Genomic DNA, 14,894 nt, shown 5'->3' on the forward strand with positions numbered 1-14,894 from the left:
TCATGGCGGCCGTACCCTCACCCCAACCCCTCTCCCGGTGGGAGAGGGGCTAGTGCGCTTCCTTCTCCCCTCGGGAGAAGGTGCCCCGCAGGGGCGGATGAGGGTCCGGGCGAAGCCTCGTACCCCACAAACATCGCGAGACGCTGCGCGCCGACCCTCACCCCAACCCCTCTCCCGGGGGGAGAGGGGCGATCTGCATGCCGCTCAGCGGTCGTCGACCAGGCTGCCGCCGGGCAGGAACACCCAGGTGCGGGTGACCTGCAGGATGTCGACGTTGTCGTCGGTGCGCGGCAGCGGCGGGAACGGCTGCGCCAGTTGCACGATCCGCAATGCGGCGGCATCGAGCATCGGCACGCCGCTGGAGCGCAGGATGCGGCTGCTTTCCAGGCTGCCGTCGCGACGTACGCCGACGCTGATCACCACCTGGCCGCCGAGCCGGCGCCGCCGCGCTTCGTCGGGATAGTTGAGGTTGCCGACGCGCTCGGCGCGGTCGACCCAGGCGCGCAGGTAGTTGGCGTAGGCGTATTCGCGGGTGCTGGCGGAGACGAACTTGCGGTTGGGGCGCTTGGCGTACTGCTCCGAGCGCAGGTGCACCTCGGCGGCCAGCCGCGCCATCTCGGCATCGCGCTGTTCGCGCTGGGCGTCCACCGGCCGTTGCGGATCGTCGGTGCGCGGCTGGGTCTGCGCCATCGGCAGCGGGTGCTCGCCGCGCGCGCTGCTGACCACGCGCGGGGTCGGTTCCGGCGCGGCGGCCGCGGTCTGCGCGCGCAGCGCCTGCGGGGCCAGGCCGTCCTGGCGCTGCGGTACCACGCCCGGCTGGCTGTCGCGCGGGCGCTGCGGTGTGTCGTGGTCGCCGCCGCCCTGCTGGTTGGCCTGGGCCAGGAAGTCGGCCTGCTTCGGCGTCAACGGCGTACTGGTCTGGCTGAAGATCACGTCCAGCGTCGGCACCAGCGGTGCGTCGTCGTCGATCGCAAAGCCCACGCCGAGGATCACCAGCCCGTGCACGATCAGCGACAGCACCAGGGTGGCGCTGAGCCGTTCGCGCTCGCCGATGCGCGGCGCGGGCGTCGCGGCGGCCGCGCTCATCGCGCCGGGTAGGCCTCGATGGCGTCGAACAGCAGCCCGGCGATGTTGAGCCCGAACTGCGCGTCCAGTTCGCGCACGCAGGTGGGGCTGGTGACGTTGACCTCGGTGAGGTAGTCGCCGATCACGTCCAGGCCGACGAAACGCATGCCGCGCCGCTTCATCTCCGGGCCGACCTGGGACGCGATCCAGCGGTCGCGCTCGCTCAGCGGGCGGCCTTCGCCGCGGCCGCCGGCGGCCAGGTTGCCGCGGAACTCGTCGCCCTGCGGAATCCGCGCCAGGCAGTAGTCCACCGCCACGCCGTCGACCAGCAGGATGCGCTTGTCGCCGGCGCTGATGTCCGGGATGAAGCGCTGCGCCAGGGCCAGCTTGCGGCCGCCGTCGGTCAGCGTCTCCAGGATCACGTTGAGGTTCGGGTCGCCGGTGCCGCTGCGGAAGATCGAGCGCCCGCCCATGCCGTCCAGCGGCTTCAGCACCGCCTGGCCGTGTTCCAGCACGAAGGCCTTGAGCGTGGCGGCGTCGCGGCTGACCAGGGTCGGCGGGCAGCACTGCGGGAACAGCAGGGCGGCCAGCTTCTCGTTGAAGTCGCGCAGGCCCTGCGGGTCGTTGACCACCTGCGCGCCGGCGCGCTGGGCCACGCTGAGCACGTGGGTGTCGTACAGGAACTCGGCATCGAACGGCGGATCCTTGCGCATCAGCACCACCTGCCCGGGGCCGAAGGTCAGTTCGGCGAAGGCGTCCAGCTCGAACCAGCCGGCTTTGTCGTCGCACACCCGCAGCGGCGCGGCCTGGGCCAGCGCGCGACCGTCGCGCAGGGTCAGCCCGCCGGGGCGCACGTAGTGCAGGCGATGCCCGCGGCGCTGCGCTTCCAGCAGCATCGCGAAGGTCGTGTCTTTGGCGATCTTGATGCTGGCGATGGGATCCATCACCACGATGACATCGAACGGCATGGGGGCACCTGTGGGGCTGAGCGGAAGATGGTAGCGGGTCGGCGGGGGCGCCGCGCACCGGGTGTCCGGCGCGGTCGCACGGTGTCGCACGTGATCCGCCAAACTGTGACATAGTTTGTGCTGTTACGCGGTTCAACGCGGACCCGTCGCGGCGGCCTTGACAGTCGCAGCGGGTCTTGGGATACATGTCGTTTCGCAGCGAAGCCGGATCCGATGAAGCGTCGCGCGCTTGGGGGCAAGTGATGAGTGAAAACACGACTGCGGGTGGGGAACTCGCAGGCTTGCGGGTGATGGTGATCGACGATTCGAAAACAATCCGTCGTACCGCCGAAACGTTGCTGAAGCGAGAAGGGTGCGAAGTGGTGACGGCGACCGACGGCTTCGAGGCCCTGGCCAAGATCGCCGACCAGCAGCCGCAGATCATCTTCGTGGACATCATGATGCCGCGGCTGGACGGCTATCAGACCTGCGCGCTGATCAAGGGCAACCAGCTGTTCAAGGCCACGCCGGTGATCATGCTGTCCTCCAAGGACGGCCTGTTCGACAAGGCGCGCGGGCGCATCGTCGGGTCCGAGCAGTACCTCACCAAACCCTTTACACGCGAAGAGCTGCTGGGCGCGATCCGTACATACGTCAACGCCTGACCAGGGGGAAAGGCAGCATGGCCCGTATCTTGTTGATCGAGGACTCACCGACCGACCGGGCGGTGTTCACGCAATGGCTGGAAAAAGCCGGGCACCAGGTGCTGTCCACCGACAATGCGGAGGACGGGATCAAGCTGGTGCGCGAGCAGGCGCCGAGCCTGGTGCTGATGGACGTGGTGCTGCCGGGCATGAGTGGCTTCCAGGCCACCCGCGCGCTGTCGCGCGACGAGGCCACCCGCCACATCCCGGTGCTGATCATCAGCACCAAGAGCATGGAGACCGACAAGGTCTGGGGCATGCGCCAGGGCGCCACCGACTACATCGTCAAGCCGCCGCGCGAAGACGAGCTGATCGCCCGCATCAAGCAACTGGTGGGCTGACGTGCGCTCGCCCTTCGACATTCTCGAAGCCTACGAGCGGCGCAGCCTGGCGCACGCCGTGCAGATGCCCGAACGCGCCTTCGACGACGACGTCTGGCGCGGCGTCGGCTACCGCGTCGGCACGCGCCACCTGGTCTCGGATTTTCGCGAAGTGGTGGAAATCGTGCGCATGCCGCCGGTCACCCCGGTGCCGGGCGCGCAGCCTTGGCTGCTGGGCGTGGGCAACCTGCGCGGCAACCTGTTCCCGGTGGTCGACCTGAAGCAATTCCTGGAAGGCGAGCGCACCGCGCTGCAGGAAGGCCAGCGCGTGCTGATCATGCGCCAGAGCGGCGGCGACGTGGCCCTGACCATCGACGAACTGTTCGGCCAGCGCAGCTTCACCGAGGCGCAGGCGGTGGAGCCGGGCGATCTGGCCCAGGGCCGCTACGCGCACTTCATCGACCGCGCCTTCCGCGGCGACGCCCAGGACTGGGGCGTGTTCTCGCTGTCGCTGCTGTCGCGCACCCCCGAATTCCGGCAAGCCGCCGCCTGAGCGCGCGCGCTGCCTCCGCATCGAAGACCGAGGTCGCATCATGAGTACTGCTCCGGACGCCCGCAAGGCCAGCAAGCTCGGCAGCGTGGGCACGAGTTTCTGGCTGGGCCTGCTGGCATTGTCGCTGGTCGTGTTCGGCGCCAACACCGGCGTGGCCACCTGGCAGGGCAACCGCCTGGCCGGCGCCAGCACCGGCGCGGCCGACCTGCAGGTGCTGTCGCAACAGCTGGCCAACCAGGCCCGCGACGCGGTGTCCGGCAACGCCGAGACCTTCAAGCAGTTCAAGCAGACCAAGGCGAAGGTGGAGAGCACCGTCGCCGAGCTCAACGCGCGCTATGCCAACGAGACCAACGTGTCCGGCCCCCTGCAGGCCCTCGACGCCACCTGGGCGCCGCTGGCCAAGAACGCGCAGCAGGTGGTGGACAGCGAACCGGCGGTGCTGGCGCTGGCCGGCAACGCCGACCGCTTCGTCGGCGGCGTGCCGCAGCTGCAGGCGCAGTTGAACGAGGTGGTGCGCGCGATGACCGTCGGCGGCGCCCCCGCCGCGCAGATCTACAACACCCTGCAGCAGGTGGTGGTGGCGGGCACCATGGCCCGCCGCGTCACCGAAATGCGTGCCGGCGGCCGCGGCGCGGCCAGCGCCGGCGACGCGCTGGCGCGCGACGCGGTGGTGTTCGGGCAGATGCTCGAGGGCCTGCGCAACGGCAACGAGGAACTGGGCATCGCCCCGGTGCGCAACGCCGCCGCGCTGGCCGCGCTGGAGCAGTCGCAGGCGCAGTGGGCGGAAATGAAGAAGGACCTGGACGCGCTGCAGGCCAGCTCGCGCAGCCTGTTCGCCGCGCAGTCCGCCGCCGCGGCGCTGACCGCCGGCTCGGGCAAGATGCTGGACGACAGCAAGAAGCTGTTCGATGCGTTCTCCGCATTCGGCTCCACCCGCGACACCCGCCCGTTCCCGAACTTCTGGCTGGGTGTGGTGTCCGGCCTGCTGGCGCTGCTGTCGATCATCGGCTTCGTCTGGACCACGGTGCGCAGCCGCAGCCGCGAGCAGGAAATCCGCCTGCAGACCCAGGTGGAATACAACAGCCGCAACCAGCAGGCGATCATGCGCCTGCTCGACGAAATCAGCTCGCTCGGCGAAGGCGACCTGACCGTCAAGGCCTCGGTCACCGAGGACATGACCGGCGCCATCGCCGACGCGATCAACTACGCCGTGGACGAACTGCGCCACCTGGTGACCACCATCAACGACACCTCGGCCAAGGTCGCCGTGTCCACCGAGGAAACCCAGGCAACCGCGCGGCAGCTGGCCGAGGCGGCGGGGCACCAGGCCGAGCAGATCGGCTCGGCGTCCGAGCGCATCAACGAAATCGCCGCCAGCATCGAGCAGGTCTCGCGCAACTCCACCGAGTCGGCGGAAGTGGCGCAGCGCTCGGTGGTGATCGCGGCCGAGGGCGCCGGCGTGGTCCGCGAGACCATCCAGGGCATGGACCAGATCCGCGACCAGATCCAGGAGACCTCCAAGCGCATCAAGCGCCTGGGCGAGTCGACCCAGGAAATCGGCTCGATCGTGGAACTGATCAACGACATTTCCGAGCAGACCAACATCCTGGCGCTCAACGCGGCGGTGCAGGCCGCCTCGGCCGGCGAGGCCGGCCGCGGTTTCGCCCTGGTCGCCGACGAAGTGCAGCGCCTGGCCGAACGCACCTCCGGCGCCACCCGCCGCATCGAGGGCCTGGTGCAGACCATTCAGGCCGATACCAACGAGGCGGTCACGTCGATGGAGCAGACCACCTCCGAGGTGGTGTCCGGTGCGCGCCTGGCCGAGGACGCCGGCACCGCGCTGACCGAAATCGAGCGCGTGTCCAACGCGCTCAATACCCTCATCAAGAACATCTCCATCGCCGCGCACCAGCAGTCGGCGGCGGCGATCGACATCACCCAGACGATGGACGTGATCCGGCAGATCACCGGACAGACCTCGCAAGGCGCGGGACAGACCGCCGAATCGATCGGCCGCCTGGCGCAACTGGCGGCGGACCTGCGGCGCTCGGTCGCCGACTTCAAGCTGCCGGCGTAAGCGGGCCGGAACCGGGTGGAAGGAAGCGCACATGACGTACCGTGAACAACTCCCGCACTCCGTCGCCGCGCTCGCGCGGCACGGCGCGTGCCCGGCCGCGGGGACGCGGCGATGAGCGCGCTGCGCGATGCGATGAGCCATGCCGCGCTGGGCTGGGTCAAGCCGGAACTGGACGAGACCCTGCGCCAGGTCCGCGGCGAGATCGAAGCCTTCGTCGAGGAACCGGCCGACACCGGCCGCATGCGTTTCTGCGCCGGCTACCTGCACCAGGTGCAGGGCACCTTGCGCATGGTCGAGCTGTACGCCCCGGCGATGGTCGCCGAGGAACTGGAACTGCTGGCGATCGCCGTGCAGAACGGCCAGGCGGCCGACCGCGACGAGGCCTGCGCGACGCTGATGCGCGGCACCGTGCTGCTGCCGGACTACCTGGAGCGCCTGCAGGACGGCCATCGCGACATTCCGATCGTGCTGCTGCCCTTGCTCAACGAGATCCGCGCCGCGCGCGGCGAAGCCGGCCTCAACGAGGGCGCGCTGTTCGCGCTGGCGCCCGACGCCGCCGCTGCCACCGAGGCCGAACTGGACCATGCGCGCGGCAGCCTCGCCGGGCGCAATCGCGAACTGCTCGACACCGTCGGCACCGCGATCAAGGAAGAACTGCTGCGGGTCAAGGACGCGCTGGACCTGCACCTGCGCACCGGCGGCGACGTCGCCGCGCTGCAGACCCAGGTCGACGAATTGGGCAGCGTCGCCGACACCCTGGGCGTGATGGGCCTGGGCGTGGCGCGCAGCGTGGTGGTGCAGCAGCGCGATGCGCTGCGCAGCATCGTCGACGGCGCGCGTGCGGCCGACGAAGGCCTGCTGCTGGATATCGCCGGCGCGCTGCTGTACGTGGACGCCTCGCTCGACGACCAGGTCGCCTACCTGGGCGCCGGCGGCGACGTGCACGACGATGCCAGCGCCGCCGAGGCGCGGCGCACGGTGGAAGTGCTGGCGCACGAGGCCATCGCCAACTTCGGCAGCGCCCGCGAGCACTTCGTCGCCTTTATCGAGACCAACTGGGACCACGCGCGCCTGGACGAAGTGCCGCGCCTGCTCGGCGAGGTCGCCGGTGCCCTGCGCATGCTGGAACTGCCGCAGCCGGCCGACTACCTGGAGGGCGTGCGCCGCTACGTCGCCACCGAACTGATCGGCAAGCGCCGCGTGCCCAGCGGCCGCCAGCTCGACACCCTGGCCGACGCGATGGCCAGCCTCGAGTACTACCTGGAAGCCTTGCGCGAGCGCCGCCCCGGGCGCGAGGAGATCCTCGACATCACCCGCAGCAGCCTGGAAGCGCTGCGTTACTGGCCGCTGCCCGACACCGCGCCGGCGGCGCCGGGCGTGTTGCCGAGCGCAAGCGACTCTGCTGAATCGGCCGAGGCCGCGCCGCCGGTGGTTGCCGATCGCATGGCCGAACCTGCGTCGTCACCGTCCATCGCCCCGCCGGCCGTGCCAGCCTGGGATCTGGCGCCGGCCGAGACCGCGCCGGAGACGACGTCGCGCACGGAGGACACGCCGTCCGCACCGCAGGCGCCGCAGTGGAGCCTGGCGACAGACGAGCCCGACACCGCCGCCGAACACGCCTCCGCGCCCGCCGACGCTGGCCACGAGCACGAGCACGAGCACGAGCAGGAACGTGTCGCCCCATCGCAGGCGCTCAGCTTCGATCCGGTCGCGGCCGAACAGGACAGCTGGACCGGCAGCGTCGAGCCGCTGCACATCAGTCTCGATTCCCTGGTGCTGGAACAGGATGCGCTGCGGCCGGAGACGCCTCCGACGTTCGCGCGGGACGACGATGCGGCAGCCGCGCCCGCCGCCGAGGTCACCGGCTTCGATCCGGTGGCCGCCGAGTACCACGACGAGTCGCAGGCCGATGGCCCGGCTGCATTCGCCGAGCTTGGCGAACACGAGGATCCCAACGTGATCATCGTCGACACGCCTGCTGCGGCAGAAGACACCGACGCCGCCACGCCGCCGCTGGTCATCGAACTGGAAGACGCGCCGGCATTCGCCGACGCGCCGAACACGACGGCCGACGAGGTACACACGCTCGACTGGCACGCCACCACCGCCGCGCATGACGAGGAAGCCGCGTCCGCGCTGCCGTGGGATGCGGATGCGCTGGCCGACGCGGGCGCCCACATTGCGCACGGCGAGCGCCTCGACGCGGCAGGAGAGGCTGAGCCTTTCGAGGACACCGCTGCCGACGCCGAAGACGCCGCGCACGCGAGCCCGACCGAGACCGCGGAGGTCGCCGCCAGCGACGCCGCACATGAGGCCGATCCTCACGCTTCCCTCGATGACCAGGCGCATGTCGATGCCGACCTTGCCGCCATCGGCGAGGAAGCGCACACCGATGCCGTGGCCGATGCGCCGTCGGCGCCGGAGCATGCCGCGCTGGAGTCCGAGGAACCTGCGACGCCCGAACCGGCGCCCGAACACGCGGCCACCGCTGCGCCGGTGTCGGACGCGGAGGCCGCGTTCCTCGCCGACCTGGAGGCTGCCGCTGCGCAGTTCGATGTCACCTCGGCCGCGCGCAGCGGCGAGCCCGCGGCCGCAACGCCTGCCAGCCCGGAGGCGAGTGCCGCGCCTGCCGCCGCGCCGCCTGCCGCCGAGGCCGGCTTCATCGACGGCGATGGCGAGATCGACGAGGAAATCCGCGCCGTGTTCCTCGAGGAGTTCGACGAGGAACTGGTCAATCTCGGCACATTGCTGCCGGCCTGGCGTGCCGCGCCTGCCCATACCGAAAGCCTGCGGCCGATCCGCCGCGTGTTCCACACCTTGAAGGGCAGCGGCCGCCTGGTCGGCGCGCGCGTGCTCGGCGAGTTCAGTTGGAAGATCGAGAGCATGCTCAACCGCGTGCTCGACGGCTCGCGCCCGGCCAGTCCCGCGGTGGTGGCGATGGTCGAGCAGGCCTACGCGGTGCTGCCGCAACTCAATGCCGCGCTGCGCGGCAACGGCACGGTGCAGGCCGACCTGGACGCGATCCAGACCGTGGCCGAGCGCATCGCCGCCGGCGAGGACGCGTTCTATTTCGCCACCCCGCAGGCGAGCGCCGCACCGCGCGCGGGGACGCCGGCGTCGGTGGACAGCGTGCTGCGCGAGATCCTCGAAGCCGAAGTCGCCACCCATCTGGAGACCGTGCACGCCTGGCTGCAGGACGCACCGCAGCCCGCGACCGAAGCGCTGCTGCGCGCGGTGCACACCATGAGCGGCGCGTTCGCGATGACCGACGTGCCGGAGATCACCGCGGTCACCGGCCCGGCCGAGAGCTACGTCAAGCGCGCCTTGGCGTCCGGCAGCGTTCCGACCGCCGAAGGCGTGCGCGCGCTGGAGGAGTCGGCGCGCGCCGTTGCCGACACCATTGCGGAACTGCAGGCGCCGTCGCCAGTGATTCCGCCGTTCACCGAGCTGTCGCAGCGCCTGCGCGCACTGGTGGAGACCCTGCCGGAAGTGCAGTGGCCGCCGATCGCGCACGACGAGGACGACGAAGACCTGTCCGCGTCGGCACCGGCCGAGGCCGGCCTGGACGAGCAGGCCGTGCAGGCGGTGGAACTCACCGCGGCCGACGATCTGTCGGCGTTCCTCGGCGATGCCGCGCATCTGCACGAGACGCTGCCAGCGGACGAGGCGGCTGGCCAGGCAGGCGAGGGCGACGTCGATCGGCAGGCCGCCGACGTCCACGCGGACGCGGCATCTGCGCCGTCTTCGGAAGAGGCCTTGGCGTCGGCGCAGGACGCGACCGCGGTCGAAGCGTTGGCCGCATCGCAGGATGCAAGCCATGTCGAGGAACAAGCGGCCTTGGCGCAGGACGGCCAGCTCGACGAGCTGACCGTGGATGCGCCGCTGAGCGCCGAGCAGCTGTCGGACGATCCGGCACCGGCTGCGTTGGAGACGGAGACGCATCAGGACGCAATCGGCGACGCGATCGCCGTCGATGCCGCGGCCGACACGACGGCGGACGCGCAGGACGTCCAGGCACCGTCGCACGAGAGCGAAGCGCACGATTCCGAGGATCGCCAGGTCGAGGGACACGCCGACGCGACGCAGGACGTGTCCGTCCATGCGCAGGATGTCCAGGCATCCGATCATGCGGCAGCCGACGGCGCTGCCGAAGGCCACGCGGCCGGCGCGCACGCGGACGACACCCAGGATGACGCCGAGCATGCGCACGATGCGCAGGCGCCAGATCACATGGCAGTCGACGGCGATGCCGCGGACCAGGCGACCGAAACGCCGGCCGACGATATCCACGATGCACATGCGCAGGAACCGCAGGCAGCGGATGACGAGGTCGCGCACGACGCCGCAGACGCGCCCGCCGACGATGCCTCTGAAGCGCACGAGCAACAGCTCAACGAGGACGCCCCTGCGATCGGCTTGCACCAGCAGCCGTTGGCGCCGTCGAGCGGCTGGCGCCACGACGGCGTGGCCTCGGCCAACGACGATACCGAGTCCGCCGCCGAGCACGGCGACGCGACACCGGATGCCGCAGCGCATCCGGAGGACGCAACGCACGAGGGCGATGCGGCGTCTCTCGCCACGGAAACGGTGGGCGAACACACCGACGCCGAAGCGGATGCGGAACACGTCGCGCCGACCGGTGGTGCGGGGGATGGCGCGCCGCACGACGCCGCCGCCGAAGCGGAGCACGCCGCACACGCGACGCCGTCCGACGGCGAAGCGGCGTCGGACGCACATCCATCCGACGAAGCGCACCACGCGCCCGAGGACGCCGTCGAGCAGAACGACACGGCCACGGCGGCCGATACCGACACGGCGTCCGTTGGCGATATCCACGAAGAACACCACCAGCACGCGCCGGAGGCCACCGCATCCGCGCCGGACGACACCGACACAGCGCAGGCCGCGGCCGATCCCGCGCGGACCGATCTGTCGGCCGTCGATCTCGGCCCGCTGGACTTCGCCGACCTCGATCGCGAACTGGTCGATATCTTCGTCGACGAAGGCAAGGACCTGCTCGACCACTGCGACCGCCTGATCGCCGAGTTGCGCGCCGCGCCGCAGGACCGCGAAGTGCTCGGCGGCCTGCAGCGCGATCTGCACACGCTCAAGGGCGGCGCGCGCATGGCCGGCATCAACGCCATCGGCGATCTCGGCCATGGCATCGAGTCCTTGCTGGAGGTGGTGGCCGCGCATCGCACCGAACTCGACCGCCAGGACGTGCAGTTGCTGGAGCGTGGCTTCGACCGCCTGCACCAGTTGCTGACCCTGACCGGCAACCACCGCGCGGTGGCGATGCCGCAGGACCTGATCGGCGCGTTCGACGCGCGCACACATGGGCAGGCACCTGCCGCCATCGGCGATGCCGACACCGCCGCCGCGGCGCCGGTCGCGGCGACCGAGGACACGCAGGCTGCCGCCGCCCTGGCGGCCGTGGCGGCGCCGTTGTCGGCACCGCTGCCGGTGGAGGGCACGCTCGACGAAGAGTCGACGATCGCCCGGCCGATGCAGGAACAGGTACGCGTGCGCGCCGACCTGCTCGACCGCCTGGTCAACCATGCCGGCGAAGTGGCGATCTACCGCTCGCGGCTGGAGCAGCAGCTGGGTGCGTTCCGCGGTGCGATGGCCGAACTGGACCGCACCAATGCGCGTCTGCGCGACCAGTTGCGGCGCCTGGACCTGGAAACCGAGGCGCAGATCGTCGCCCGCTACCAGCGCGAACAGGATCAGGCCGAGCAGAGCTTCGACCCGCTGGAACTGGACCGCTTCTCCACGCTGCAGCAGCTCAGCCGCGCGCTCAACGAGTCCGCGGCCGACCTCGGCGGCCTGCAGGGCGTGCTCGACGACCTGGCGCGGCAGTACGACGGCCTGCTGCAGCAGCAGTCGCGCGTCAGTTCCGAGTTGCAGGACGGGCTGATGCGCGCGCGCATGGTGCCGTTCGATGGCCTGGTGCCGCGGCTGCGGCGCGTGGTGCGCCAGGCCGCCAGCGAGACCGGCAAGCAGGTGCACCTGAGCCTGGAAGGCACCCACGGCGAACTCGACCGCAACGTGCTCGACCGCATGGTCGCGCCGCTGGAGCACATGCTGCGCAACTCGGTCGCGCACGGCCTGGAAACGCCCGAACAGCGCCGCGCCGCAGGCAAGGCGGAGGAGGGCAACATCGCCATCCGCCTGCGCCGCGAAGGCTCGGAAATCGTGCTGGAAGTGGCCGACGACGGCGCCGGGCTCGACCGCGAGGCGATCCGCCGCCGCGCCGAGCAGCGCGGGCTGGTCGCCGCCGACGCGGTGCTGTCCGACGACGAGCTGGATGCGCTGATCTTCGCGCCCGGGTTCAGCACCTACGACCAGGTCAGCCAGCTGGCCGGCCGCGGCGTCGGCATGGACGTGGTGCGCAACGAAGTGCGCCAGCTCGGCGGCTCGGTGGACATCCACTCGGTGCGCGGCCAGGGCGTCACCTTCACCCTGCGCCTGCCGCAGACCCTGGCGGTGACCCAGGCGGTGTTCGTGCAGATCGGCGACACCACCTTCGCGGTGCCGGTGGCCTCGGTCAGCGGCATCGGCCGCATCGGCCGCGAGCGCTTCGAGGCCGGCACCGGCGGCTACCGCTACAGCGGCGAGGAATACGCGCTGCACGACCTCGGTTCGCTGGTCGGGCAGGCGCCGGCGCGCGCCGAAGGCCAGGCGCAGGTGCCGCTGCTGCTGGTGCGCGCGGGCGATCTGCGTGCGGCGGTGGCGATCGACCAGGTGCTCGGCAACCGCGAAATCGTGGTCAAGCCGGTCGGCCTGCAGATCGCCTCGGTGCCTGGCATCTACGGCGCCACCATCACCGGCGACGGCCGCGTGGTGGTGATCCTCGACATCGCCCCGCTGGTGCGTCGCTTCCTGGCGCAGCCGCAGCGGCCGGTGGTGGAGGCCGCGCCGACCGAGCAGCGGCGCGTGCCGCTGGTGATGGTGGTCGACGACTCGCTGACCATGCGCAAGGTCACCGGCCGCGTGCTGGAACGGCACAACTTCGACGTAGTGTCCGCGCGCGACGGCGTCGAGGCGCTGGAGCGCCTGGAAGAGCGCGTGCCCGACCTGATGCTGCTGGACATCGAGATGCCGCGCATGGACGGCTACGAACTGGCGACCGCCATGCGCGCCGATCCGCGCTACGCCGCCGTGCCGATCGTGATGATCACCTCGCGCAGCGGCGAAAAGCACCGCCAGCGCGCCTTCGAACTGGGCGTGCAGCGCTATCTCGGCAAGCCTTACCAAGAGTTGGATCTGATGCGCAACGTCTACGACCTGCTGGGGATCGCCCGTGTTCGCGAATGACGGCGACGCCACCTCCACGCCGGTCGCGTTGCTGGCCCGTCCCGGCAAGGCGCGCGAGCGCCTGCGCGAAGCGCTGCACCTGGTCGGCGCGGCGATCGTGCTGGAGGACGACCCCGGTGCGATCGACGCGCAGACCCTGTCCGACGCCGGCCCCAGTGCGGTGCTGATCGCGCTGGAGCCGGCGATCGAGGACGCGCTGGAGCGGCTGGATGCGGCGCTGGCGCTGCCCGGCGTCACCGTGATCTTCGACGAGGCCGAACTGGCCGCGCGCCGCGAAGGCTGGGAAGCGCAGCGCTGGGCGCGGCACCTGGCGGCCAAGCTGCAGGGCCATCAGGACGTGCTGCCCCCCGGCCGCGAGACCGAGGCCGGCCTGCAGCCGGAGCCGGGCCTGCCGGCGACGCCGGCGCAGTTGCACGACGACGCGCCGATCGGCCTGCACGTCGACGAAGCCGCCGGCTTCGCCGAGGCCGCGCCGGAAGACGGCATGTATGCCTGGCAGCCGCCGGCCGACGTCGCGCCCGGCTTCGAGGAGCTGCAGTTCGCGCGCGCCGAAGCCGCTGCCAGCGAAGCGTCTGCGCAGCCGGCTGTGCCGCACGTCGATGCGACACCGGCTGCGCCCGCCGCCACACCCGCCGCGCTGCCGGCCAGTGCCTGGTCGCTGGTCGACGACGACGCGCCCTTGCTCGCCGCCGCGCCGCGCGCGCCGCAGCACATCCCGCAGTTCTCCACCGAAGGCCTGTCGCTGGTCGCGCTGGAGTCCGAGGAACCCGCGGCCACGAGCGGCGCCGGTGCAGGCGCCGCTGCACGCGGTGCGGTGCTGGTGATGGCCGGCATCGGCGGCCCCGACGCGATCCGCCGCCTGCTCGCCGCGCTGCCGGAGAGTTTCCCGCTGCCGCTGCTGGTGCAATTGCGCCTGGATGGCGGCCGCTACGGCAATCTGGTCAAGCAGATCGCGCGCGTGTCCGCGCTGCCCGTGCTGCTGGCCGAGGCCGGCGAGCCGGTCGTTCCCGGCAACGTCTACATCCTGCCCGACGACGTCGGCGTGCACGGCACGGCCGGCCTGCGCTTCGTCGCCCAGGACGCCGGCGCCTCCGTGGTCGCCGGCCTGCCGGCCGCGCACAGCGCGGTGCTGCTGCTCAGCGGCAGCGACCCACAACAGGTGGAGGCCGTGCTGGCGCTGGCCGCGCAGGGCGCCTGGGTGGCCGGGCAGTCTGGCGATGGCTGCTACGACCCCGCCGCCGGCGCGCACCTGATCCTGCAGGGCCATCCCGGCGGCGATCCGGCGCAACTGGCCCAGGCCTTGACCGCGCGGTGGAGCGGCTGAACGAGGCGGCACACGCCATCCACCGCCGCGCCCGCATCGCGCGTTTTTTCCGCTTTCAGGACGAAGTCACTCCATGAGCAGCTACGCCAGCAACGACGAAATCCGCGGTGTCCTCATCCTGGCTGGCAGCGAGCGCGTGCTGCTGCCCAACGCCACCATCGCCGAAGTGATGTCGCGCGTGCCGGTCGAACCGCTGCCCGACGCCCCGCACTGGCTGCTTGGCCAGATCGCCTGGTACGGCTGGAAGGTGCCACTGGTCTCCTTCGCCCGCCTGACCGGCCTGGGCGCCGAGATCGTGGCCGCCAACAACAAGATCGTCGTGCTCAAGGCCCTGGGCGGCAACCCCGACTTGCCGTACGTGGCGCTGCTCACCCAATCCTTCCCGCAACTGATCTCCGTTCCCCGCGACGGCCTGCTCGCCGACGCCTCCGAAGAAACCCTCCCGCCCGGCGTGCACATGCGCGTGCTGCTGGGCGAGCAGAGCGCGTTGCTGCCGGATCTTGAGGCGATCGAGGGGATGGTGGTGGAGCGGTTTGCGGTGGTCATCTAGATCGGCAGCAGTCTTGCAACGGCCTTGCTTATGACTG

Annotated in this window: 9 protein-coding genes; 7 read left to right on the top strand and 2 right to left on the bottom strand. The window is 71.1% G+C overall.

Going from position 1 to position 14,894, the window contains the following annotated elements:
* Positions 1-204: 204 nt before the first annotated feature.
* Entirely contained in the window at positions 205-1,086 is an 882-nt protein-coding gene (locus AC1PK7_RS06340) for an energy transducer TonB family protein (RefSeq protein ID WP_481100220.1), read from the bottom strand.
* On the bottom strand, positions 1,083-2,033 hold the full coding sequence (gene gshB / locus AC1PK7_RS06345; protein ID WP_481100221.1) for a glutathione synthase: 951 nt from the start codon (positions 2,031-2,033) through the stop codon (positions 1,083-1,085). The genes AC1PK7_RS06340 and gshB overlap by 4 nt, the downstream gene beginning before the upstream one ends.
* A 242-nt stretch (positions 2,034-2,275) precedes the next feature.
* On the opposite strand from gshB, the gene pilG reads away from it, so the two are divergent.
* The 7 genes from pilG to AC1PK7_RS06380 all read left to right on the top strand — a co-directional run bounded on the left by pilG (position 2,276) and on the right by AC1PK7_RS06380 (position 14,857).
* On the top strand, positions 2,276-2,677 hold the full coding sequence (gene pilG / locus AC1PK7_RS06350) for a twitching motility response regulator PilG (protein WP_003472648.1): 402 nt from the start codon (positions 2,276-2,278) through the stop codon (positions 2,675-2,677).
* Between the two features lie 17 nt (positions 2,678-2,694).
* Positions 2,695-3,057 carry a response regulator gene (locus AC1PK7_RS06355; protein WP_209029615.1) on the top strand — a complete coding sequence of 121 codons (363 nt, stop codon included), beginning with the start codon at positions 2,695-2,697 and terminating at the stop codon, positions 3,055-3,057.
* A gap of 1 nt (position 3,058) precedes the next feature.
* Positions 3,059-3,589, top strand: coding sequence for a chemotaxis protein CheW (locus AC1PK7_RS06360; protein WP_010343241.1), 531 nt, complete (start codon positions 3,059-3,061; stop codon positions 3,587-3,589).
* 40 nt (positions 3,590-3,629) lie between these two features.
* Entirely contained in the window at positions 3,630-5,666 is a 2,037-nt protein-coding gene (locus AC1PK7_RS06365) for a methyl-accepting chemotaxis protein (RefSeq protein WP_420009280.1), read from the top strand.
* Between the two features lie 111 nt (positions 5,667-5,777).
* The gene (locus AC1PK7_RS06370; RefSeq protein WP_481100222.1) at positions 5,778-12,983 is read left to right on the top strand and encodes an Hpt domain-containing protein; all 7,206 of its coding nucleotides are present in this window, start codon (positions 5,778-5,780) and stop codon (positions 12,981-12,983) included.
* Complete coding sequence (locus tag AC1PK7_RS06375) at positions 12,970-14,307, top strand: chemotaxis protein CheB (RefSeq protein ID WP_481100223.1); 1,338 nt, start codon at positions 12,970-12,972, stop codon at positions 14,305-14,307. The genes AC1PK7_RS06370 and AC1PK7_RS06375 overlap by 14 nt, the downstream gene beginning before the upstream one ends.
* 73 nt (positions 14,308-14,380) lie before the next feature.
* Positions 14,381-14,857, top strand: a complete 477-nt coding sequence (locus tag AC1PK7_RS06380; protein ID WP_019799106.1) for a chemotaxis protein CheW — start codon at positions 14,381-14,383, stop codon at positions 14,855-14,857.
* Positions 14,858-14,894: the final 37 nt, after the last annotated feature.

The organism is Xanthomonas sp. NCPPB 3174 (genome assembly GCF_056725205.1).

Coding starts and splice junctions, on each gene's coding strand:
- pilG (WP_003472648.1), top strand. CDS start 2,276: ATGAGTGAAAACACGACTGCGGGTGGGGAACTCGCAGGCTTGCGGGTG.
- AC1PK7_RS06355 (WP_209029615.1), top strand. CDS start 2,695: ATGGCCCGTATCTTGTTGATCGAGGACTCACCGACCGACCGGGCGGTG.
- AC1PK7_RS06340 (WP_481100220.1), bottom strand. CDS start 1,086: ATGAGCGCGGCCGCCGCGACGCCCGCGCCGCGCATCGGCGAGCGCGAA.
- gshB (WP_481100221.1), bottom strand. CDS start 2,033: ATGCCGTTCGATGTCATCGTGGTGATGGATCCCATCGCCAGCATCAAG.
- AC1PK7_RS06380 (WP_019799106.1), top strand. CDS start 14,381: ATGAGCAGCTACGCCAGCAACGACGAAATCCGCGGTGTCCTCATCCTG.
- AC1PK7_RS06370 (WP_481100222.1), top strand. CDS start 5,778: ATGAGCGCGCTGCGCGATGCGATGAGCCATGCCGCGCTGGGCTGGGTC.
- AC1PK7_RS06365 (WP_420009280.1), top strand. CDS start 3,630: ATGAGTACTGCTCCGGACGCCCGCAAGGCCAGCAAGCTCGGCAGCGTG.